Below are 23,174 nucleotides of genomic sequence, written 5' to 3'. Positions count from 1 at the left end.
CACTTATACATTGTTTTCAACAATGTAAGATGGTACGCCCGTTCCATGGCGATCTATCATTTGCGCGCTCATCAGATATCCCGTGGTAAAGGGCAGAGTGCGGTTGCTGCCGCTGCATACCGCCATGCGACACATATGAACGTCGCGCGCTCCGGAGAGATTACCGACTACAGTCGAAAAAAGGGCTGCATCCACAGTGAAGTCGTGTTGCCCGAAGGTGCCCCGCAGTGGATACATGCCTGGGATGATCGATATTCGCCACATGAGTTTGCCGAGCGTTTCTGGAACCGTGTGGAAGCGAGTGAAAAGCGCGATGACGCACAGCTCGCGCATGAGTTCGTCGTCGCACTGCCCGTTGAGTTGTCCGTAGAGCAGAACAAGGCTCTGGTTCGTGATTTCGTGCGCAATCAGTTTGCGGCGCGTGGGCAGGTCGCAGACTGGAACTATCATGATGCGACAGGCAATCCGCATGTTCACATCATGGTGGCGTTGCGGCCACTGACAGAAACAGGCTTTGGCCCAAAGCGGGTTCCGGTTCTTGATGGTGATGGTGAACCGGTCCGAAGGCCGCCAAAGGTGGAGGGCCAAAAAGGGGAAATCGTCTATCAGCACTTCGCGGGTTGGAAGGACCGGCTTCCTGAGATCCGTGCAGCCTGGTCACAGGAGGTCAATCGTCATTTGGTCGAGCATGGCTATGACGCAACGGTCGACCATCGCAGCTTTGAAGATCGGGACATTCCGCTGGAGCCGACGACGCATCGCGGTCCCGCCGTTGACGACATGGAGGCGCGCGGCATTCAGACCGAGATGGTGCAGCAGCACCAACAGGTCATGCATGAGAATTTCCGCAAGCTGGCGGAAGATCCTTCGCTTGTTTTGAAAATGATCACGGCGGAAAAATCCGTCTTCGATGAGCGCGATGTTGCGAAGTTCATCCACCGGTATGCGTCAACCTCTGAAGAATTTTCCGGGCTTTTCCTCCGGGTCGGTGCGCTCGAAAACCTTGTGACGCTTTCCCAGGAAATCCGCGACCCGTTCACGAACAAGCTTCTTGAGCGGGAGAAGATGACCACGCGAGAAGTCCTGCAGATGGAAGCGCGGATGATCGATGGCGTCCGTCAGCGCGCGACGGATCAATCGTTCGGTGCACCGCCGCGGCGCGTCGAGAAGGCGCTGGCGGAATTCTCGAAATCGCATGGATTTTCTCTTTCCGACGAACAGGCAATGGTGGTTCGCGCCGTTACGTCCGATCGCGGCGTTTCGACGGTGGTCGGCTATGCCGGTGCTGGTAAATCCACGGTGATGGATGTCGTGCGGCAGGTTTACGAAGGGCAGGGGCGGCGTGTTGTTGGCGGTGCGCTTGCCGGCAAGGCGGCCGAGGGCTTGTCTGAATCTGCGGGTATCGAGAGCCGGACGCTGGCGTCCTGGCGCATGTCATGGGAGCAAGACAGACGCCGCCTTCAGAAAGGCGACGTGTTCGTTCTGGACGAGGCCGGAATGGTCTCATCGAACGACATGGCGATGTTGGTGAACGCGGTGAACGCGGCACAGGCCAAGCTTATTCTTGTCGGAGATGCGCGGCAACTTCAGCCTATTCAGGCTGGCGCTGCGTTTCGCGCCATTGCGGATAATACCGGGTTTGTCGAACTGACCGAGGTGCGCCGTCAAAGCGAAACATGGATGCGGGACGCTTCCCTGGCATTCGGTCGCGGTGACAGCCGCGCGGCGCTTCAAGCCTATGCCGACAACGGACACATTCATATCCAGGGCAATCGTGATGATGCCATGTCTGAATTGGTTGGTGCATGGGGAGCTGATTGGCGTGCCGGCGCCGATACGCTGATGCTGGCGCATACCAAGGATGCAGTGTTCAGTCTGAATGAGCTGGCACGCCATACCATCAAGGAGCACGGGGGGCTTCAAAACGAAGTGACGTTTGACGCGGTGCGTGGCCCGCGCGCTTTTGCCGTTGGCGACCGGCTGTTGTTCCTGGAAAATGATCGCGACCTTGGCGTCAAGAACGGAATGCTGGCGACCGTGGAAAAGGCGAATGACGGCATTCTTGATGTTCGGCTCGACAATGGCAGGGCCGTTACGGTCAACCATGAGCATTACAACAACGTTGATTATGGCTACGCGACCACGATCCATAAGTCTCAAGGGGCGACTGTCGACCGGGTGCATGTGCTTGCCACACAGATGATGGATGCGCAGCTTTCCTATGTCGCGCTTTCGCGCCATCGCGAAACGGTGGCGCTTTATGCCGGCCGGAATGACTTTCCTGAAACCAGGAATCTGCTAGACACGCTGTCGCTAGACCGGCTCAAGGATTCAACGCTGGCCTATGAGCATACGCCCGACTATCAGCTCGAACGCGAAGCATTTGTGCGTCGGCGCGATCTTCCGGACATTGGCGAATTGCGCGATCTTTGGCGTCGATCGCTCAATGCCATGCGGTCACGGTTCTCGGATATTGCGGAACGGTTCAGGGTAATTTCCGAACGGCTTTCGCTTGCGCGTCCGCAAGCCGTTGACGTATCGCCGAATGTCCCGCCTGCCGCCGGCGCGCGGCCTGTTGAAGCCGAAAGGGAGATCAGGATTCCCGAATTGACGCCGGCGGTCAGTCAGGCGCTTTCCCGGCTTTCGGAGGTGGACCGCAACACCAAAGGCTACAGCGGCAAGCGTGGGCGCTGGTTCCGGGCTGCCGAAACTGAGCTGACGCAGATGTCGTCCGCAACCGATCTTGTCATGTTCAATGAACAGATCGCAGCGCTGGTTTCTCCGGTTGAAGTCCGGTCTCTTGGACGCGATCCGGATGAGGACAAGCTACAATCGCTTGTCGCACATCTTCCGCCATCGGCGCAGACCTTCATCAAGGCAAACTGGCAGCTCGTGCATGTCGGTCAGCTGGCCGCGGACGACAAGAGCCGCGTTGATGTTGCGTCCGCCATGGTCACGGAGCGACGCGATGCTGGCCTTGAGGCCGATTATGAACAGGAACGGGCACGTTATCGCCTTCCCGATGTTCCGCTTATTCCGGCCGTGACGCAATGGCCCGCCTCGGTCGAAGCCGTTGCCCGTGATCCGGCCAATCAGGCGGCCGTCACCAAGTCGCTGTGCCAATCCGCACTCAAGAACATGGGCAAGGTCTGGCGCGATCCCGCCCCGATCCTCGACAAGGTGTCTGCCGCGGTGATGAGCGACGGAGACGCCAGTCAGGTTCTCAGATCAATGCGTGAGAACCCGGCGTCTCTTGGTGAGTTGCGTGGCAAGACCAACTTTCTCGGCCGACCCGATGAGGACCGGAAAACGGCACTTGCAGCCGTGCTTCCTGCAACCAGCAGTGCCGGCGATTTTGTCCGGTCACTCAAGGTTAGTATCAAAGGCGCTGAAGAGGTTGAGAGGAAGCTGCGGAGCCAGATGGCCGCGCCGATCGACGGGCTGTCGACGGCCGCCAAAGATGTGCTGTCCGCCCTGGCAAAAGCGTCCAGTCTGCCGGAGCGCTCTGACGAACGTCGCGCACTTGAAAGGGCCGTGATCGACGACAGCGAAGCCATCGGCCAGCTGCGGGGTGTCGCTCATGACATCAGCGCGCGTTTTGGCGACAGCAGCGGTGTGCCGGCGCAAGATATGATCGCACGCGCAATGCCGGAGCTTTCTCCAGAAGCAAGATCGAGGATCTATCGTGATGCCCGCCAGATCTGTACGGCCTATGACAGGTGTGTCGAGATTGAACGGACACAGCGGCGCGAAATTCGTCTTGAGCAGGAGAAGTCGCAGTATCATTCTATTGGGAGATGAGCGCCCCAGGATTGGCAAAAGCGGCGACTAACCGCCTCTTTTGTTCCCTTTGATGTTGCATCAAGGAGGCCGTTGTGGTGAATTGCGGATGTCATACGCTGCAATTTCCGCACCGCAAGAGGTTTCCCCATGCGCATCGCGATCAGCCTGGCACTGGCTGTGCTCGCTGGCTGTACCAGCACAAGAGACGTTCCGTCGGATTCCCCTACGATCAATTACATCGACAATCAAGTCCATCTCGTTCGAAGGGAGTTGAACGACGCAGCGCTCTATCAAAATGTCCTGGAGCCGCGCGCTACGAATACGGTTGAGGTGCGCAATCCGGAGATTGCCCAAGGCCCGCTCATGAAGATCGTTGATGCCGAATGGCAGGGAACGTTGGATGAGCTGACAACGCGGGTTGCCAACGAAGTGGACTACAGCGTGTCGGTGTCCGGGGAAAAGTCCGGCGCTCCGATTTTGATCTCGACCAATTTCTACAATCTGACGGCCTTGGGACTGCTTCGGGAAGCCTACGGGCAGGCGAAAGGGCGAGCGCGCCTTGTGATCGATCAGGGTGCCAGACACATGACGATCTATTACGCTCGCCCTGAGCAAAGCCCGATCCCGCATCGGGAGGATCTCAAGCCGTGAGCCAGCCCCTTTCTCACCGTCGCAATCGTGCCATGGCGCTGACAGGCATTCTGATGGCCGCGTTTTTGTCTTCATGCGCAACCATGAAGGACGAAACACCGCAACCGCCGCCTGTCCCGCAGCTCGGTGGCCCTGATGACCTCACCAGTCCGCGATATGCGCCTTTGTCCTACAAGCAGTTTGCTTCCCGGGCCAAACGCGGAAAGCCTGGCGGGACCGAGGTTGAGGAGCAGCGCTATTCGGTCCTCCGGGACGCTGCACTTGCCTATGGTGCGCAAGCAGGATTTGAGCGGCGCAGCTGGGAGATCATGAACGATCTAGAGCGTGAATCGGACAAGCTCTCGGAAACCTTCAATTTCAACCGGGTCGCATTCAAGGCGCCGCGGGAAACAGGCTACGTGTTGCCGCCGGTGATCACCCGCGCCACGGCGGCGATCAACGTCACCGACAACGGCCGCAAGAGTGTTGCCGCCGACGAATACTACCGCATCGAGGAGCCCGGTCGACTGGTCGCCATTCTGCCGACCTGGCGCGACTATCTTGTGCTCCCGCTCGATACGCCGCGTGAGCCTGACGATCGATTGTTGCCGCAGGATGACGATGAAACGAAAATCTGGTCGCAGTATCTTGATGAAGGCTGGGCGCAGGGCGAGCAACAGGCCGACGCCGCATTGCAGGAAAACATGAACCTGTTGCGGCGCGACTATCTCGGCATGGTCGAGTATCGCAAGGCAGTGGAAGCAGGTCTCATTACCAACCTCGTGCTGAAGTCGAGTGAGACGCGCGCGGCCGGTAATGTCGACGAGCTCTATATTGGCGAGCGCCGTGTCGAGATCGATGATGCTGCCCGGTTCGTCAAAAACCCGGCCCGATGGAAGCCGATCCAGAGACGTTTTCAGGTGGCCAAGTAATGCCGGCGGTTGATCTATCGAATTTGACGGAAGACGCCTACGATCCGAAGGAGCCCTATGCGCGCGTTCTGAACCATGAGCCGTTGCGTTTTGACGGTGACATGGACCCGTTTCAGCAGTTGCTGGTCGGGGCCTCGATCAAAGGGGCGTCGGACATCCGGATACAGACGGACAGTCGTATTCGGATCAAGATGCATGGCACGCAGCATTTTGCGACCGCAAAACCTCTGAACGCCTCAGAGGTCTTGAGTATCCTGAGCCACATGTGGCGGTCGGAAGATGCCTTCAGCATCTTGCGGCAAGGGCGACCTCTGGATTTCTCGTTCGAGGTTCCGATTGACCGTCACCGGCGCCAGCGTTTCCGTGTGAACGCCAAGGGCGTGATGAAAGGTGCTGGCGACGGCATTTCCATGACGATGCGACCGTTGCCGACAAAGACGCCAACGATCGATGATGTCGGACTCGATAGTGAGGTCCGCCCGTACATGTCGCCTCAGCATGGCATTGTCGTTGTCGCCGGCGCGACCGGCCAGGGAAAGTCCACGACGCTTGCCGGGATCACGCGCTTTCATCTTGAAAACACGGCCGATCCGAAAGCGATCGTCGATCTGCAGGCGCCTATCGAGTTCACCTATTCCGACGTGCTGACGGATCACAGCGACTGCGCGTCTTCCATTGAGCAGTCGGAGATCGGCGAAGGGCGCAACCTGCCGTCGTTCGGCGACGGAGTGTGGGCGGCGCTGCGCTGCGCGCCTGATATTATTTCGCTCGGCGAGGCCCGCGACAAAGCCTCCCTTGAGGGTTGCCTGGAGGCCAGTCTGACCGGCCACTTGGTTTACACCACCACGCATGCGGGATCGGTCGCGGAAGGCTTGCGGCGCATGGTCGTGAACTTCCCGGCCGAAGAACGCGATGCGCGCGCGTTCGACCTGATCACGTCGCTCCAGCTCTTCGTCGTTCAACACCTGGTCCGCACCAGCGACCATCGCGGCCGCGTGCCATTGCGCGAGTATCTGCTGTTTGACGACTATGTGCGCGATCAGTTTGTTTCTGTTCCTATCGGCGACTGGCCGAAAGCCGTGAGCCGTCTGATGCAGGAGTCGGCCGACCGCGTTCTTGCCCGCTCCATGCATGATGCGGCCCAACAGAAAGTTGATGAGGGCAAGGTTTCGTATGACGACCTCAGGCGATTGCTGCCGCGCCACTGACGGCCGCTGATGACGAAGGAGGAAAATATGCAAATTCCAAAGTACCTTCGCCCCGTCAGGGATCATAAGAACTATGAGGCCGGCGTCGGAGAACGTGCTGTTCGAAAGCTTGTCTATTGGCCAATCATCTTGCTTCTCTGCTTGCCGGCCGCCGCCGCGATGGCGGCTGTTGCTCTATCCTTCGGCCTGTTGTTCTTGAAATTTCTGAACATCATTGAGACTGCTATTGCAAATCATGACTGGCTTATGCTGTTTTTGATCGCTCTCGCCGCAGCGGCTATCCTGTCGCTATGGAAGCTCGCCTACGTAATTCATCGGTACTTCATTCTTTAGTGGGCATTTGCAGAATGGGTGATGGTCCTCACTCCTTCGTGCAGGGTCCATAATTTGGCCTGCTTTGGGAATGACCGGGATGGGGCCGTCTGCTGACTGGCAGCTTCTGGCACGAGATGTGGTTGAGCGGACATTCATCAGCGCGCCATGAGGTCTGCCCGGCTCCTCAAAACCACGCCGGTAGTGGATTTGTCTCACGGGCAACTGTCCAACGGGAACGTCGTACATAGCGCCAGTTCAAGAGGTCTTGGCTCTGCCTTGGTGCGGAGCCGGTTGTCCGTGCAGACCGTATTGCTCTGTATCTCATGTAGGCGGATGGCTCTTGTGAGAGGGCGAGTTGACATGTCTAGAACGTCAAAAATAAAACAGCTCGCGCGAGATACAACTTAGGAACGGAGCCCATGCTCACATGACGATTCTTGCCTATACCGGAGCAGCTTTGGCAGAGATTTCCGGGTGCTTCGCGTTCTGGGCCTGGCTACGTCTCGATAAATCACCATGGTGGATTGCGCCTGGTGTTTTGTCCCTCGCTCTGTTCGCCTACCTCCTCACATTGGTTGACGTCGCTGCAGCGGGTCGGACCTATGCTGCCTACGGCGGCGTCTATATCTTCGCGTCGCTTGCATGGCTCTGGCTCGTTGAGGATGCCCGGCCGGACCGGTGGGATGTTACTGGAGCCGTGATCTGCCTTGTTGGTGCGGCCGTGATTATTTTCGGTCCCCGTCAGTGAGCGGCACGCCTCTTGATCCGTATCAAACTCGATGAAACGACCCTGCAACGCGCTCAGTTCGTTTCCATATCAGGGCGATAGCGCTTCGATAATCCGGCACTCGGCTATTGTACCGCAACCGCACTGATCGATGATGCTCCCCAGTTCGTGACGCAAGGCCTGCAGGTCCGCAATCTTGCGTTCCACCTCGGCTAGATGCGCGCAGGCGATCGCGTCGACAGCGTCGCATGATCGGTCGCGTTGATCAGAAAGACTGAGTAGATCGCGCACCTGCTCGATCGTGAAACCGAGGTCTCGTGCCCGACGGATGAAGCTCAGCCGGCCGAGATGTGCGGCCGAGTAGCTGCGATAGTTTCCGGCGGTGCGCTCCGGCTTCGGCAGAAGGCCCACACGCTCGTAGTAACGGATCGTCACCACTTTCGTGTCAGTCGCCTTCGCAAGATCGCCGATGGAGAAGTTTTCGTGCCTCACGGCCTTGACCCTATAGTTGCTACAGGGTGCATATAAGGTGTCGCATCGAACAAGTCGAGGTGGCACATGCCGGTCGAGGCCAATACAACACTTAAACTCCGTGTCGAAGGGATGGATTGCGCTGCCTGCGCGGTCAAGATCGAGAACGGACTGAAGCGCCTGCCGGGCGTCAGCGAGATCAACGTGAACTACGGGCTCGAGAGGCTGTCGCTCGTCTTCGATGAGGATCGGACATCTCGTGGGGCCGTCGAAGGGCGCATTCGCTCGCTCGGTTACACACCGCTTTCAATGCCGGGTGAGCCGTCCGATGGAGCTAACGCTTCGCCCCTGCGACCCGAAACAGCTGGCCGGGTATGGTGGCGGACACGTAAAGGTCAACTCGTCATCGCAACCGGTGTTCTGCTCGGTCTCGCCTTTCTTGTCGCGACGGTTGCGCCCGCGATGGCCGAATGGGCCTATCTGGCGACGGCACTGCTCGGAGTTCTGCCGATCCTCCGGCGCGCGATAGCCGGTGCCCGGCACGGCACGCCATTCAGTATCGAAACGCTGATGTCCGTTGCCGCGATTGGCGCTGTTGCAATCGGCGAGAGCGCGGAAGCGGCGATCGTCGTCTTCCTCTTCGCGGTTGGAGAAATCCTGGAGAACGTTGCCGCGGGCCGGGCGCGCGCCGGCATCGAGGCGCTGATGAACCTCGTTCCGCGCGTGGCGCGCCGCGAGCGTGCCGGCGTGGTGACGGAGGTGCCCGCGGATGAACTCGCCCTCGACGATGTCGTCGTGGTCCGGCCCGGCGACCGCGTGCCGTCGGACGGAGAGGTGATCGAGGGCAGCTCCGAGTTGGACGAGGCGCCGGTCACGGGCGAGTCCGTGCCGGTGCTGAAGGAGGTGGGCAGCACCGTCTATGCCGGCAGCATCAACGCCAATGGTGTGCTCAAGGTGCGGATCACGCACACGGCCGCCGATAATACGATCGCGCGCATCATCCATCTGGTAGAGGAAGCGCAGGGCTCGAAGGCACCGACCGCCCGCTTCATCGACCGCTTCAGCGCATACTACACGCCCGCCGCCATGGCGGTTTCCGCTCTCATCATTGTCGCGCCGCCCCTGCTTTTGGGGGCTGACTGGGGCACCTGGATTTATCGCGGGCTGGCGACGCTGCTCATCGCCTGCCCCTGCGCGCTTGTCATCTCCACACCGGCGGCGATCGCCTCCGGCCTTGCCGCCGGTGCGCGGCTCGGGCTTCTGATCAAGGGCGGGGCGGCGCTGGAAACGCTTGGCAAGGTAGCCACGGTTGCCTTCGACAAGACGGGCACGCTGACGGTCGGAAAGCCGCGTGTGACCGACATCATTCCGCTCGAGGGCGACGAAGCCGGACTGCTCGCGAAGGCTGCCGCGGTCGAAGATGGATCCAGTCACCCGCTTGGCATGGCAATCGTCGAGACAGCCGAAGAACGCGGTCTCGAACTGCCGAAGGTCTTCGGCGGGGCGATGGCCATTCCCGGCAAGGCCGTCACGGCGCGGCTGCGGGAAGGCTTCGTCTCGGTCGGCTCGCCGCGCTACGCCGCCGAGCAGAATGATCTCTCGCCCGAACTCAGCGGAAAGCTGGAGGCGCTGGAGGCCGGGGGCAAGACGGCGGTGATCGTGTTGTCGGGCAAGCGCCCCATCGGCGTCATCGCGCTGCGCGACGAACCGCGCGAGGACGCTGCGAGCGGTGTCGCGCGCCTGAAGGCGCTCGGCATCCGGGCCGTGATGTTGACGGGCGACAACCGGCGCACCGCCGACGCGATCGCCTCCGGTCTCGGACTCGAGGCAAAGGCCGAACTGCTGCCCGACGCCAAGCTCTCGGAAATCGCCGCGCTCCGTGAGCATGGCGGCATCGCCATGGTCGGCGACGGCATCAACGACGCGCCTGCGCTTGCCGCGTCATCGGTCGGCATCGCCATGGGTGGTGGCACCGACGTCGCGCTCGAGACAGCCGACGCCGCTTTGCTCAAGAACCGCGTGACCGGCGTGGCCGAAATGGTGGGGTTGTCACGCGCCACGCTCGGAAACATCTGGCAGAACATCGCGCTCGCACTCGGGCTCAAGGCCGTCTTCCTTGTGACGACGCTCACCGGCACGACGACCTTGTGGATGGCAATCCTGGCAGACACAGGCGCGACCGTACTTGTCACGATCAATGCCCTGCGCCTTTTGCGGTTTCGCGGCGACCGGGAGACGCCTGCGGCAGCGGTCGAAGAGTCGGTCGGGTACGCTGACAGTTCACCTGCGATTGGCGATGAAACGGAAGGTCATCCGGCCCGTGGCTGATTGCCAGATTCGACATACTCATAAAGAGGACCAGAAGAATGTCTTTCATAAAGCCGCTCATCATCGGCTTCACATTGACAGCGATGGCGCAACCCGCACTTGCTCATGATTATGAGTTCGGTTCGCTCAAAATCGATCATCCCTGGGCGAGAGCGACGCCGCCTGGCGCGCCGGTCGCCGGTGGGTATCTCACCATCACCAACACGGGGACTGAGCCTGATCGGCTGCTCGGCGGATCGTCGGATGGAGCAGAGGCAGTCCAGGTTCATGAATCTACCGTAGTGGACGGCGTTGCCCGGATGCGGCATGTTGCGGAAGGAGTCGTGATCGCACCCGGAGAAACACTGAAGCTGGAGCCCGGCGCCTTGCATCTCATGTTCATCAATCCGAAAGAGCCGTTGAAGAAAGGCGATAGCTTTGCTGCGACAATCACGTTCGAAGCCGCCGGCGATGTTGCGCTCGAATTCTCGGTCGTCCCGATGGGAGCGACACCTGCAGCTACAGATGCTCACCAGGGTCGCGGGAAGACACCCGAATGAAGCGCCTGAAAACTATCCGGTTAGTCACCTGGGGCGCGGTTGTTGTTGTGGCCGGCTTTCTCATGATGTTCAGCGGGCTGTTGCCCGGGCTGGAGCGGCCGGGAACAGTCTCAACCAGCAGCTCTGGCGTCGCTGCAGTTGGCGGGACCTTCGAGCTGACGACGCATTTGGGCGAGACTCTGACCAACGAAGAACTTGAGGGCAAACCCTATCTGGTCTTTTTCGGCTTCACTCACTGTCCCGACGTTTGCCCGACAACCCTGTTTGAGCTGACGAGCCTATTCGATGATTTGGGACCGGCGGCGGACAAGATCACGCCGCTCTTCATCACCGTTGATCCCGAACGGGACACGCCAGAGCTTCTGGCGAGTTACCTGACTTCTTTTGACAGCCGCATCATCGCGCTACGCGGCACCAAGGACCAGACCGAACAGGCTGCGAAGGCATTTGCCGCCTTTTACGAAAAGGTGCCGCTGGAAGGCGGAAACTACACAATGGACCACACCGCCGGCGTCTATCTGGTCAACGCCGAAGGGAATTTCATGGGCATGCTGGACAGCCATGAGCCACGAGAAACCCAAATGCAAAAACTTCGCCGGCTTGCCGACACGGCAGACTGAACCAAGGAGAAACACCATGTCACTGCTTCGCAGAACCGGATTCGCATTCATCGCCTCGCTCCTGATGAGCGGAACCGCGCTGGCCGCCGCGCAGCACCTTGAAGTGCTGTCCACCAACGGCTGCGGCTGTTGCATCGCCTGGACGAAGCACGTCGAGGAAAACGGCTACACGGCCGAGATCGAACATCTGCCGATGGCCGACCTGATGCAGGAGAAGATCAAGGCCGGCTTGCAGCCGGATCAGACGAGTTGCCACACCGCCATGATCGAGGGCTATGTTATCGAGGGCCACGTACCCGCGCGCGAGATCGACCGCCTGCTGGCCGAGCGCCCGGGCGCAATCGGACTGGCCGTGCCCGGCATGCCATACGGATCGCCTGGCATGGGCGAACCCGGGCCTGACGCAGACCCGTATGATGTCCTGCTTGTTCGCCGCGACGGATCGACCGAAGTGTTCGCCAACTATCCCGACGGCCGGAACTGAAACCGGTCATGTCTTCGTTCGAAGCCGTCTCTGCCGCAGTCGTGCTTACCTATATGGCGCTGTTCCTGATGTGGACCATGTGGGCTGGCCGGGCGTCAGGGCGATCCGTTTGGCTTTTCGGCAAGGGATCGGAGAGACAAGGGCTTCCGGCGCTGCTGTTTCGCCTCTTGTTCACCGGCACCTCAATCTACGCCCTGGTCGCCCTGTTCCTCGGTGGCGCGCCTGCCGATCCGATGCACGTTGCGCTCTTCGGCGGCCCGCTCGCGCCGTTCGGAGCACTGATCGTACTCGCTGGGGCCGCGCTGTCACTCTATTCGCAGGTTTATATGGGGCGCTCCTGGAGAATCGGGGCGGCGTCCGGTGAACTGGGCCGGATCGTGAGGACAGGTCCGTTCGCCATCTCTCGCAATCCCGTCTTCGTCGGACAGATGGTGCTGTTCTTCGGATTGTTTCTTGCGCTGCCGAGCCTCGCAACTCTAGCCCTTACTCTGGTGCTGATCGTGGCTGTCCACCTTCAGGTTCGGATCGAGGAACGTGTCTTAGACTTGGAACTCGGCGTGGAATACAGGAACTACCGCCGTGATGTGCATCGTTGGATCTGATGCCAATGGGATGAAAATCCATTTCTCCGCCGAGCCGCTCGCATGCTTGAAGGAACCTCTCAACGGGCAGCGTCAGATAATAAACCAAGTCTGAATATTGCTGGCCGTGTTTCGCGCAACCGCGACCTGCAGAATATTCAATGGATATGTCTGCTTTCAGGAATCGCCAAAACTAGTCTGAGAGCCGGATTCAAAAGTTCATGACGGGAAACAATATCGTGCGAGCCGCCTTGTCATCACCCTGATGCTTGCGATGTTGACCCATGCTGTGGCGCTTGCGATGGACTTCTCCCAATCTTTGGCCAGTCGACGGCATCGACCGAACCAGCCGAAGGTGCGCTCAACCACCCATCGGCGGGGCAGAACCTCAAAGCCTTTCGCTGTGTCGGAGCGCTTGATGATCTCAAGGTTCCATTGGCCGCATCCGCGCAGCGCTTTTCGCAACTTCTGCCCGGCATAACCACCGTCTGCGAAGACATGGCGCAACCAGGGGAAACGGTAGCGGATGGCTTTCAGGACGCTGGGCGCACCGTCACGGTCCTGGATATCGGCTGCATGGACATGCGCGAACAGCATCAGCCCGAGCGTATCGGTGATAATGTGGCGCTTGCGGCCCTTGATCTTCTTGCCGGCGTCGCAGCCCGAAACCCCGCCACTTTCAGTGGTCTTGACACTCTGGCTGTCGATGACACCGGCCGTGGGCGAGGCCTCGCGCCCCTCCAGTTCGCGCGTAGCGCAGACAAGCAGATGGTTGATGGTCTGCCAAAGGCCGATATCGCGCCATCCATAGAAATAGCCTCGCACCGTGGAGACCGGAGGAAAATCCTTCGGCAGGGCCCGCCATTGGCTGCCGCTGCCCGCAATATAAAGGATCGCGTTCACCACCTCCCTCATGTTCGTTTTCCGTGGTCGCCCACCGGGCTTGGCCGGCGGTATCAGTGGAGCAATTACAGCCCACTCACGATCCGTCAAATCGGTTGGATAGCGAAGGCGATCACGGTTATGCTGCAGGCGGGTGATATCAGTCCAGGGCATGCAATCCTCCACGTTCTTGGCAGAGGTGGTTGAATCACATCCTTCTGATATCACTCAATAACTTTTAAATCCGGCTCTGAGTGACCGAAGTGGAGGCGCTTTTCCGCCATTCTTCTCTTAGCTTTTCAGTGTCCAGTATTCGTCGACCGATAGCATATGCAATCGGAAAGCTCAGGAATTGACGCGGCGGCGCAGCCGGGACTCCTGATATGCGCCTAGCATGATCAGACCAGTCGCTGAAAACTAGAAATGCCCGGCTGATCTTGTCGGCCGTTCTCAAAGGTCGTGTGACCACTGTCAGCTTTGATTTGGCGTTTGAGCCGGAACTGGCGTCGAGCGCCTTTCGACAAATTCTGCAACGGCTTGACGCATTAGTGCGTGTGGGGTGCTGTCCAGTCGATTGGCCAAGGCGTTCAGTCTCTCGCGCGTATCGACATCCAACCGAACTGAAACGGGCGAGTTGGTGCCAACCATTTCCTGTCCTTTCTTACTCATTTGTTTTAGGGGTCTTACTTGCAATTCTTCTATTAAAGCCGCCGCCTGCAGAACTCGTCAGGCTACCCATTGAGCCGGCGGTTCCACCGGCGGCAACATTGGTCCGCATGGCTGCATGCGTGTCGAGATCGCTGACGGCATCCGGCTCGATCAGTCGGAATACCTTGCCAGGGAATTCGGCGATCAAGGCAAAAGAGCGTTCCAGCATGACGACATATGCGAAGAGCATAAACACCATGATGGCAAAGATGCCGATGAACCAGGTGATTTGGGTGTAGCTGTCACCGGAGAGCGCCTGAGCTGCGGTGATGGCATAATAGAAGCCCCCGTTGAGAAGCGTTCCGCCAATCCGGAAGATGATCATGCCCACAAGAAGCCCGAAGAGCATGAGCACCGGAGTTGCCGTCAGCGCCAGCAACATGACGTATCCGCGTCTGGCCTGCCGACCGCCCAAACCTTCGCCTTCCATCGACAAGTGAGCGATCGCCCACAGCGGTGCGGCGAAGATCATCTCAACGACCAACAGGAAGAAGGCCGTCACGCCGATGACCCAAATCACTGTCGGGATCATTGGCAGCACAAACGCCATGAAGTAGCCGGCAACCGAGATCCCGCTCAACACCCAGCCGAGGAAGCCGGCGAACGCGATCACGGACTGTCCAAGAAAAGGAACCGCTGCCAGTACCGCGAGCGAAATCATGATGACGCCGCTATAGAACGCCAGCTGATTGCCAACCGCGATCAGGCCCACCATCGGGTCGCCGTCATTGGCAGCCGGGTTCAGAAAGTCGAAGGCTTCGTAAAGATTGCCGGCAGACACCATATAGGATGTCATGTCGGCCGTTGAATCCGCAAAGGCTGCACGCTCGTTGGTAAAGGCGCGTACATCGCTTCGGGCGACGCTCTCGTTCCACCATTCGACGACACCATTGTAGGTGCCGGCGAAACTCTCAAGGAATTTCGTGGCGTCTCCCTGGGCTGAACCGAACAGATACCAGTTGGCGTCGTCATACTGCGAGGCAATAGACTCTCCGACCCGACCTTTCGGATTGGCTGTCGCTCCGATCGCGCCGCCGGGTGTTGTCTGCGGAATTCCTCCCGCGACGGCCGAAGCGTCGGCGGTGAAGCGGCTGATCAGCTGATAGTAGTAGCCCGCTTGCAGCCATCCGCCATCCTTCAGACTGGCAGACAGGTCGATGTTCTGTTCCTTGTCGCCGATGCCGTTGATGTTGATCGTTTCTGTTTCGGACGCCGCGGATTGCACATCCTTTTGAAGTTTGTCTGTTGCGATATAGTCCTTGAGGATGTTGGCATGGAGCTCGCGCCATTCCGCCAGGTCATCTGCAAGGCCCCTATATTCGGGCAAAGGCTGCCTTTGAGAAACGGCCAATGCCACCGAATCCGCCGTCGGCGCATAGTTGTTGGTGATCTGAGTAACTGCGTCGCGCATGGCTTTTGCATAATCGGCGTATGTTTTGTCCGACGAGGCAGCGACCCTTTGAAAACCTTTGGTTTCTGAAGGAAGCGTGATCGTGCCGCACGCACCCCGATAGTTGGGCATGTCGTAGGAGAGCGCCAAACTGCCGCTGGCGGTTGTCCGCCAGTTTTTGGTAATGCCGGCAATGTCGCCCCCGCCCTTTGCAGCCTCAGCGTTGTAGACAGCCCGGCACATTTCCATGCGCCAAACAGCCTGAATGAACTGACCGTCCTTTTGGGACATGTCCGTGCCAACGATCGGCATGTGGTCGTTGAAGACGAGATCCACGCTTTTCTGCCAGAAATACGATGCCGTGCCCGTGCCAAACTGCACCAGATAGGTGGCTGCGTGCTGAACGCCATTGTAACCCGTCGCAGGGACCGGAATAAGCAGCGCTGCTGCGACCAGTGTGCGGATCGGCGCCCACAGGGATGAATGACGTCGGCCGAGGACTTCGCCGTGGTGCGCCGATTCCATCGTCCCGATAATAATGTTGTAGGCCAGCAGGATCGCGCCGAGGGCGAAGAACAGAATATTGAAGTCCGAGATCAGCACCGAGATCAGGGTTTTGTCGTTCGGGCCGGGAAAAAGCGGACCAAAAATCATGTTCAGATAGGTGTTCGTCCGTTCGTCGCCGCCGCCGGACAGAATGTCCACGACATCGATTTCCTGTGCGAACGCGCCGGAGCTGGTAAAGATGAAGGCCAGGGGCAGACCTTTGAAAAATCGCCGCAAGGTTCAATCCTTCCTGATTATCTGCATGTCGTAAGGAAGACGGTGCTGGAGGTAGTCCGCAAAGGGGCCGAAACGGCCCTGTCGGATTTGCCAGTAGGCAAAGTCAGCTTTCATGGCCTTGGCCGCTAACAAAAGTGCCAAAACGATGAGTGCTATGAGCGTGAAAATGCTGAAGATGCCGAAGGCAAACATGGCCGGGATCGCAGCGAGACAAAGAAACGCGATGATCGTGTAAACCGTTCGCTCCCGTAGCCAGGCGCGGGCATCGTCGTCGATTTCCTTTTGGCTCATTCCAGATGTCTGGGCCTTGAAGCGGGAGATGCCGCCGTCTTCGTCCGTCTTGAAGAACCTGTCACGCGAATAGCGCTTCGGTCGCATCGTGCTGGCGATAATATCCCATGCCGCCATGCCGACCGAAAACCCGGACGTGACGATGAAGGCAAGCTGGTGCATGCCGCCGCGTCGGGCAAGCCAGCCAGTCTTGTGCGGATCATCCTGTCGGTTCCGCCGTCTTTTCATCAGTCGTTCACCGGGATTACGGTTGTCCTGCTGTCGCGATCGTCAAGCTGAAGAGCGAGCAGTGCAGACAGAGCGGCCGCCTGTCGCCGTTCGAGACCGAAACGCTCCCATGAGACGTAGAGCTGCAGGGCATTGGTCAGAAGGTTTTCGCGTTCAACGGCTTCTGGTGACATCTTGGCAACGGCCTGATGCCATTCCGGATTCGGGAAGCGACTTTCAACGAAAATATCCAAAGCCTGAAGCTTCGAAACCTTGTCTCCAATCTCATAGGGATAGTTGGTCGGCGCGGCCTTTTTGGCCCATTCGGCGAGCTCGCTGCTGCCGGTCGGCGCGCTCAGATCGCCAAGGTAGGAAAGAATGGCGTGAGAGGCTGAGCGACGTGTCGCATCGACCTGACGCGCCGCCATCTGCGCCTTGCCGGCCGGCGTTTTCGCTTCGCCTTCCGTAATTGGCTTTGCCGGGATCGGGTCAACCATATTGTTGACCATGCGCGCATATGCCTGAGCGACCTTACCTTCGGACGTGTCCAACGTCTGCGCATCGGTCAAGAAACGAATGTCAGACGTCGGATCTTTGAACCCGCCAACATCTTCCAGCTCGTCCCGGTCTTTGATAATCGCATTGGCGATCGCAAGCCCGCCCTGGGAGACTGCCTGTCCCTCAGCACCGTTGCCACGCGAGCGATTGCGCGAAAGATTGGAGACGTCTGTCCCGCCGACGCCATAGGAAGCAGTTCCGCCGCCAAATTGCATCAGCCCGGAAAGGTCGAAGCAGGCCGAGGCTGCCGGATCGTAGCGACCGCTCTCAGCCTGGCCGCGGGCCTCCTGACGCGCCCGCAGCGTGTCATTCAACTGTGCTGCGTCCTCGATGCGCTTTTGCGCTTCGACGGATCGATCAGAATAGGCACTCAGCTGTGCGACCCCTTTCAGGATAGTATCCGCTATCTGCTGACCGACATCCGTCGTATGGTCGTTGACGTCCTGGATTGTCTTGTTGCTGTATTGGGCAACGATATTGCGCACGCCACCGCAGGAGCAGGCCGCTTCAGCCGTCTGAGCCAGTCCGACACTCGCAACCGAAACCAACAAGCCATAAATCAGGTGTTTCATCACTGTCCTCCGGTGCCATAGAGCTTCTGATAGGTATCGCGCAGCAACGAATTCGCGCCAGCATCTCTCACGCCCGCGTCGCCGCCATAATCGCCGCCCTGTGACAGGCCCATGTTGACGGACCCGAAATCGAGCACGTCACTGGAACCGCCGGTAAAGCTGTCTACCGAGATGCCGTCGAAGGACGGCAGCTGAAGCGCCGATGTCAGGGGCTCCGTGGCCTTGTCCCAGGCTTCTTGTGCAAAGGAGCAGATTTGTTGTTCTGCGTTGGACAATGCAGAATCGAACAGGCCCTGCACGTCAGGAACCTGAATGGCGATATCCAGGTCGAGATTCATGAGGTTGTCCAGGCAACCAAGGCCATCAACGGGCTTCGGCTGTTGAAGCGCCGCTTCCTTTCGCGCCACCTCAGTGTCGATTCCTGCGCGGATAGCGTCGGTCAAACTGATTTTAACGGTGTCAGTACATGCGCCGCTTTGGCCGCCGAGCATGGAATCGAATAGCTGTTCGATCTGGTCGGTTCCCTCTGCGGCATGGGTCAATCCCGCGTGCAGCATCAGGGCAGGTGCAAAAAACAATACAAGCTTCTTCATAGCGTTTTCTTTTCTCCCTGATATGGCGGCACTTCCTGAATGAGAACGGGCCGCTTTGATCCAAAACCGGGAAAGTCGCTGGTCGCGCCATACATTCCCCCGACGGAATAGCTGTTCGTGTATCCGAAGCCGTCGTATGAATTGCCGTTGATGGATGCCATGCGCTTCAGGATGAGATCCTGCAGCTCCGCGTAGGAGGACAGGCTGTTGGCCGCGAGATAGCTCTCGGGTAGCGCGTTGGGATCAAAACCGCTTGCGACCCAATCATTCAGGGCGCCGGAGCCAAGAAAATGCGCCGCGTCCAGAAGGCTTTCCTGTGTGATCTGCACGCCATTCACTGTCTGACCTACCAGCCCGCGTGTTTGGGAACTCATTGAATTCCAGTTGCTGATTGTCAGCTCGTTCACGGCACGCTCTTGCAGTGCCTTGCCGGCTTCGGAATACCGGAGATCGTCGAGCGACGAGACGCCGGCTGCACGGGCCTTGTCTGTGAAGGTGTAGTTAGACCAGTTGCCACCAGATCCCTGGGTATATCCGAGCGTGGCCCACGTACCGGCCGTGATCTGGTACTTGCCGAGCGCGGTGCCCTTCTTATTGATGACCGAGTAGCTGTCGCCCCCCTCATGTCCCTTGAGAGCATCCAGATATCCCGCATGTGCCGCTACCGATGCCAGTCCGAGCGAAAAAGCGGATAAGCATAAGATAACCTGTTTCATAGCGGCTTCTCCCGACCAGCCTCCAGGACAGGCATAAGACCGATTGTCTTGACCCGTTCACCACTGCCGACGCTGTAAACACCGATGCCGTCGTCGATCGACAATTCGATCAGGCGGTAACCTTCCTCGTCGCGATCTGGCTCGAGAGCGAAATCCTCGGCATAGGTCCGGAAGTTGGCGATCGCCTTGTTATCGCCGTCGAGGACAATCAGTGGGCAAGGACCGTTGCCGCAATAGTAAAGGGAACGCGCTGTAATGACGGTTTCGTCGCCGCTCTTCAGGTCCACGTCAAATGCGAGAAACTCAGGCGGCTCGACGCCCTCGGGAGGCGCCGATCGAGCATTCAGGACGCCATAGGCGGCGCGCTTCTCATCTTCCTTGGCAACGCGGGACTCGTAAACATCACCTAGTACCTGGGGCGAGTAGGACGTGCTGAACCATTTCCAAACACGACCGTCGTCGGCATGGATGGAGCGAATGCCATCCATGCCGACGTCTCCAATACCAACCGCATCGCCAAGGCCCCGCCAGACTTCAAGCCACATTGCGTCCGGCTCGATGTAATAAAGAGCAACAACGCCGCAGTTTGGATCGCATTTGCGGTTGTCGCCGAGGCGCACCACCATCTGGTCATAGCTTTCGGTCGGCTCTTCCAGCCAGACGCGCTCGGCCTCGACCATGCGATAGAAGCGCCCATACATCTTGCGAGCGACCTGTGTCGCATCCGCATCCACATCGTTGAAGGTGATGTATTTGGTCGCTACATCCGTATCTTGCGCGACAGCTGCCGATGACGACAACAGAAGCGCCAAGGCTGCGTTTCGAAAACTCATGCTACTGCCTCCTTCACAATTTGATCTGCGAGATCGCGGATGACATCGCCTCTCTTGCCCTCGTCAACGGCAACACCCCGATCTTCCAACTCACCGAGCCGGCGTTCGATCGTTGCCTTTGCGGACCCGTCGGGAAACCGGGCGGCCAGAATGGTGCGCGCGCGCTTCGAGCCGAGACGGTCATAGAGCATGGACCGCAGGGCCGTGTCCTCGGATGTCGTGGACAGCGCCCATAGCTCGATCGGGCCGAGTTCATTGATCAGATATTGGGTGTAAACACCGCTCTTAAGGGTCAGATAAGCCATGACCGGAGCGCCCTCGCCTGGGACGGGGCCATGGAGCGTTCGGAGGATCGATCGAGCAGAGGCTGAAAGATTGTAGGTTTCGGAGACCTCTGAAATCGCGTTTTCGGTCGGCACGTTGCAGAACCAAATATTGGTGACGAGCTTCTGAATGGCCTCATCGAAGTCATCCATCAGCTGCGATGCCAAGGCGATCTGAACACCAGCTTTCCGGCACACTCGAACGTCATTGATGACCTGCTGGCGAATACCGAGCCCACCAGTCATGTGGTACTCGTCAAAGCACAGTCGTTTGTGCATCTGACGGTTATTTTTCCAACGGCGCAGATGGTAGTCGATGTAGACTTGCGGTGCCTTCAGGCCCCGCAACTCGTCTTCGTCCAACCAGAAGTCAGAGGTGACGGCATGGTGGGCCAGCATATACATGATGGCGGTATGTCGTTTTGCTTGCGGTCCGACCGTCGCTGTCACGTCCGACAGATCAAAGGCTATGATGCGCGCGCCGGAGACATCGAAACGCGTCGGGCGAGCGAGGATGGGAAAGTCCTTGGTCGCGGAGCTGACCATGCGCTGAAACGCTTTAAGCACCGGCTCCTGGGTGCGCGTCACCATTTCTCGGAAGGGTTCTCGAACTGTCTCGGAGTTCGATACCAAGATGAGATCGGACAGCGTCGGAACGGCAAAGCGCTGCGCCAGTGCAGCCTCATGCCGTCGACCGTTTTCCATCAGAACGTCGGTCACCTCCCACCAGGTCGAGGACTGGTCGGCTACATAGCCGACCTCACCGAGAGCGGCGTCGACTTCATAACTTTCCGATGGCACGTATTTCTTCGGCTCCCGGTCATCCGAAAACCGCTCATAGGCTTCGTTAATGCAGCTTGCTGCCAGCGCGGAAATACCGTCATAGGCCGATTCAGCCCCGTCCGGCGTGCACAGCAAGGTCACAAGATTGACGAGGTATCCGCGCTCGTGAGCCAGAGGAAACCGCAATGCGAGCTGGGTGTCGAACGGATTGACCGAATACTGTTCTTCCATCCGGAGCCGGTGATAGACGACCTCGTGACGCCGGTTCGCCGGCAGGCTGTCACGCAGGAGCGAAATCAATCCGGCCGAGGACGGGCCGACATCGATGATCGAAATGCGTGGCAACAATCCGCTACCATCATCTGACTGGCCACTTTGCGGTGACAGCGCCACGCCAAGGTTCATCGAGTTCAGCAGGACCGACTTGCCGGAGCCCGGCGTTCCGACGATAACGTCGACCCATGAAGTTTGCTTGGATGATCCCGGCTGATAGGGCCACAGCTTTCCGTCCGAAGTTCTGAACAGCACAGCACCATGGTCCCAGCATTTCGCCGGGCGCGAAATCGGGCTCATCGCCAGCGCGTGTGACAGGCTCGCCGCCATAGGCGGCGCGGTCGACGCGCAGTTCATCGCGAGCGCCGACGACATGACGTTCTCGACGGGATCGCCAATCAGCGCATCGGTTTGCGCTGATCCCCAGCGCTCGACAGCGCGCCGTAGATTGGCAACCTGTCTCATGAGCACGTCCTTGTGCGTTTTCGGAGCCCAGGCCGCAAAGGAGACACGGAAGCGAACGGCCGTATCGTCGATGCCGTCGGCTTCGCGCAAGGCATCGAACGCCTGTACGATACGCCGGTTGCGCGACGGCGCGGTCCAGGTGAACAGCCGCGCATATTGTTCTTTGAAGATCTGCCCCTGATAGCCGCCTGCTTCGGTCAGCATCGAGGTGCGCCAGGAAATCCTGTCTTTGCTGTCGAGAACCCGCCGCACAAGATCGTTGAACGAAACAACGATTTCAGGGGGCAAGGACAAGTCAAATCCCGAGAAGACGCTGTTGCCGATTTCAACCGTCGACTGATCGACGATCGTCGCGCTTTCGGTCAGCAACTGGCGAGAAAGCGCCGGCCAGGTAAGATTGGAAATATCGCCCTTCTTCAGTTCGGCATTCGTGGACGGCATTTTCTTTCGCATCATGTCTCCTGGCAGAACAGGAGACCAACTTGGTGATGCGTGCAGAAACTCGGGATAGAGAACGCCTCTTGCGGCTGTGATGGCGGTACGCGCATCCAAGCGCTCCATTTCGATGCCGACCAGCGCAAATTCGCGCAAAAGCGCATCCGAGACCGACCTGTGACGTGTTCTGAGTGCTTCCAGAGCAGCATCGGGCCATTGCGATTGTCGCATTGAGGGCGCGCCTGAGAGGTTTTTCCTCCTCGCCGCCTGCCCCGCCTTGATCTCGTTCTTTGTCAGGTTGGAGGGGCGTGACCACACCGCCAGATAAGAACGTTCTCCGGTCAGCTTTCGCGGCAAAATCCTACGGCGCTCGTCAATCAAGTCGCCAACGTCAAGCCCGCTGTCATGGGCGACGCGCCCTATCGAGCTTAATGCCATGTCGATTTCAGATGCGCCGAGATCCGGCGAATGGCCGAACCAGAATTGCAGGGCGCATCCGGGAGAGGCAAAATAGGGTGTGATCGTGCGTCGCAGCTGTTCGACTGTCTGCGACACTTCCGTTTCACCGGCCAGCGAGCGGAACCCTTCGAGCGCAAAGACACTCACCAGCGACCCGTCGTCGGCGACAAGGGTATCGTTGTCCTCCGCGGTCACCAGACGGCAATAGCCATCCAGCGACTTGCGGAAGACCGAGCGGCTCAAGGCCGCTGCGATGTAGTCGAGGGTTTCGCCGAAACGTGCCAT

At 59.0% G+C, this 23,174-nt stretch carries 21 protein-coding genes; 11 read left to right on the top strand and 10 right to left on the bottom strand.

The annotated features are described in order from the left end of the window. The first annotated feature begins 45 nt into the window (after positions 1 to 45). The 6 genes from traA to Mame_RS24980 all read left to right on the top strand — a co-directional run bounded on the left by traA (position 46) and on the right by Mame_RS24980 (position 7,616). The gene (gene traA, locus Mame_RS25005) at positions 46 to 3,801 is read left to right on the top strand and encodes a Ti-type conjugative transfer relaxase TraA (protein ID WP_079921052.1); all 3,756 of its coding nucleotides are present in this window, start codon (positions 46 to 48) and stop codon (positions 3,799 to 3,801) included. A gap of 129 nt (positions 3,802 to 3,930) precedes the next feature. Next, positions 3,931 to 4,434 (top strand): DotD/TraH family lipoprotein, encoded by a 504-nt coding sequence (locus tag Mame_RS25000; RefSeq protein ID WP_018065851.1) that lies wholly within the window; start codon positions 3,931 to 3,933, stop codon positions 4,432 to 4,434. Then, the gene (locus tag Mame_RS24995) at positions 4,431 to 5,345 is read left to right on the top strand and encodes a type IV secretory system conjugative DNA transfer family protein (RefSeq protein WP_235726836.1); all 915 of its coding nucleotides are present in this window, start codon (positions 4,431 to 4,433) and stop codon (positions 5,343 to 5,345) included. Before Mame_RS25000 ends, Mame_RS24995 begins: the two co-directional genes overlap by 4 nt. Further along, positions 5,345 to 6,553, top strand: a complete 1,209-nt coding sequence (locus Mame_RS24990) for a type IV pilus twitching motility protein PilT (protein WP_018065853.1) — start codon at positions 5,345 to 5,347, stop codon at positions 6,551 to 6,553. Before Mame_RS24995 ends, Mame_RS24990 begins: the two co-directional genes overlap by 1 nt. Before the next feature lie 27 nt (positions 6,554 to 6,580). Next, positions 6,581 to 6,886 carry a hypothetical protein gene (locus tag Mame_RS24985; RefSeq protein ID WP_018065854.1) on the top strand — a complete coding sequence of 102 codons (306 nt, stop codon included), beginning with the start codon at positions 6,581 to 6,583 and terminating at the stop codon, positions 6,884 to 6,886. Positions 6,887 to 7,295: 409 nt separating this feature from the next. After that, the gene (locus Mame_RS24980; protein WP_018065855.1) at positions 7,296 to 7,616 is read left to right on the top strand and encodes a YnfA family protein; all 321 of its coding nucleotides are present in this window, start codon (positions 7,296 to 7,298) and stop codon (positions 7,614 to 7,616) included. Between the two features lie 69 nt (positions 7,617 to 7,685). On the opposite strand, the gene Mame_RS24975 is transcribed toward Mame_RS24980, so the two are convergent. Next, on the bottom strand, positions 7,686 to 8,087 hold the full coding sequence (locus Mame_RS24975; protein WP_018065856.1) for a MerR family transcriptional regulator: 402 nt from the start codon (positions 8,085 to 8,087) through the stop codon (positions 7,686 to 7,688). A 66-nt stretch (positions 8,088 to 8,153) separates the two neighbouring features. Here Mame_RS24975 and Mame_RS24970 point away from each other — a divergent pair, with 66 nt between their 5' ends. Genes Mame_RS24970 through Mame_RS24950 form a run of 5 tightly spaced genes read left to right on the top strand, consistent with a single transcriptional unit; the run spans position 8,154 to position 12,639 of the window. After that, on the top strand, positions 8,154 to 10,394 hold the full coding sequence (locus Mame_RS24970; protein ID WP_207903918.1) for a heavy metal translocating P-type ATPase: 2,241 nt from the start codon (positions 8,154 to 8,156) through the stop codon (positions 10,392 to 10,394). Between the two features lie 38 nt (positions 10,395 to 10,432). Further along, positions 10,433 to 10,933, top strand: coding sequence for a copper chaperone PCu(A)C (locus Mame_RS24965; RefSeq protein WP_018065858.1), 501 nt, complete (start codon positions 10,433 to 10,435; stop codon positions 10,931 to 10,933). Further along, positions 10,930 to 11,553: an SCO family protein gene (locus tag Mame_RS24960; protein WP_018065859.1), complete on the top strand. Its 624-nt coding sequence runs from the start codon at positions 10,930 to 10,932 to the stop codon at positions 11,551 to 11,553. Before Mame_RS24965 ends, Mame_RS24960 begins: the two co-directional genes overlap by 4 nt. A 16-nt stretch (positions 11,554 to 11,569) precedes the next feature. After that, positions 11,570 to 12,037, top strand: coding sequence for a DUF411 domain-containing protein (locus Mame_RS24955; RefSeq protein WP_018065860.1), 468 nt, complete (start codon positions 11,570 to 11,572; stop codon positions 12,035 to 12,037). 8 nt (positions 12,038 to 12,045) lie between these two features. Next, the gene (locus Mame_RS24950) at positions 12,046 to 12,639 is read left to right on the top strand and encodes a methyltransferase family protein (protein ID WP_018065861.1); all 594 of its coding nucleotides are present in this window, start codon (positions 12,046 to 12,048) and stop codon (positions 12,637 to 12,639) included. A 198-nt stretch (positions 12,640 to 12,837) separates the two neighbouring features. Here the strand turns inward: Mame_RS24950 and Mame_RS24945 are convergent, their stop codons facing one another. From Mame_RS24945 to Mame_RS27090, 9 genes are all read right to left on the bottom strand, one after another. After that, positions 12,838 to 13,674 (bottom strand): IS5 family transposase, encoded by an 837-nt coding sequence (locus tag Mame_RS24945; RefSeq protein WP_026173651.1) that lies wholly within the window; start codon positions 13,672 to 13,674, stop codon positions 12,838 to 12,840. A 297-nt stretch (positions 13,675 to 13,971) separates the two neighbouring features. Continuing rightward, complete coding sequence (locus tag Mame_RS27745) at positions 13,972 to 14,148, bottom strand: CopG family ribbon-helix-helix protein (RefSeq protein WP_157624608.1); 177 nt, start codon at positions 14,146 to 14,148, stop codon at positions 13,972 to 13,974. 13 nt (positions 14,149 to 14,161) lie between these two features. Beyond that, the gene (locus Mame_RS24935; protein WP_018067335.1) at positions 14,162 to 16,381 is read right to left on the bottom strand and encodes a DotA/TraY family protein; all 2,220 of its coding nucleotides are present in this window, start codon (positions 16,379 to 16,381) and stop codon (positions 14,162 to 14,164) included. 3 nt (positions 16,382 to 16,384) lie between these two features. Further along, on the bottom strand, positions 16,385 to 16,834 hold the full coding sequence (locus Mame_RS24930) for a hypothetical protein (protein WP_155122300.1): 450 nt from the start codon (positions 16,832 to 16,834) through the stop codon (positions 16,385 to 16,387). A gap of 65 nt (positions 16,835 to 16,899) precedes the next feature. Further along, entirely contained in the window at positions 16,900 to 18,009 is a 1,110-nt protein-coding gene (locus tag Mame_RS24925; RefSeq protein ID WP_018067333.1) for a hypothetical protein, read from the bottom strand. After that, positions 18,009 to 18,602 carry a hypothetical protein gene (locus tag Mame_RS24920; protein WP_018067332.1) on the bottom strand — a complete coding sequence of 198 codons (594 nt, stop codon included), beginning with the start codon at positions 18,600 to 18,602 and terminating at the stop codon, positions 18,009 to 18,011. Before Mame_RS24920 ends, Mame_RS24925 begins: the two co-directional genes overlap by 1 nt. Further along, positions 18,599 to 19,318: a hypothetical protein gene (locus tag Mame_RS24915; RefSeq protein WP_018067331.1), complete on the bottom strand. Its 720-nt coding sequence runs from the start codon at positions 19,316 to 19,318 to the stop codon at positions 18,599 to 18,601. The genes Mame_RS24920 and Mame_RS24915 overlap by 4 nt, the downstream gene beginning before the upstream one ends. Then, a complete protein-coding gene (locus Mame_RS24910) occupies positions 19,315 to 20,151 on the bottom strand; it encodes a hypothetical protein (RefSeq protein ID WP_155122299.1) in 837 nt (278 codons plus the stop codon). Before Mame_RS24910 ends, Mame_RS24915 begins: the two co-directional genes overlap by 4 nt. Beyond that, positions 20,148 to 23,174 (bottom strand): hypothetical protein, encoded by a 3,027-nt coding sequence (locus Mame_RS27090; RefSeq protein ID WP_018067329.1) that lies wholly within the window; start codon positions 23,172 to 23,174, stop codon positions 20,148 to 20,150. The genes Mame_RS24910 and Mame_RS27090 overlap by 4 nt, the downstream gene beginning before the upstream one ends.

It is taken from the genome of Martelella mediterranea DSM 17316, assembly GCF_002043005.1.
GTDB lineage: Bacteria > Pseudomonadota > Alphaproteobacteria > Rhizobiales > Rhizobiaceae > Martelella > Martelella mediterranea.
The sequence above is the reverse complement of the archived record's forward strand: the minus strand, read 5'-3'. Positions and strand labels throughout refer to the sequence as shown.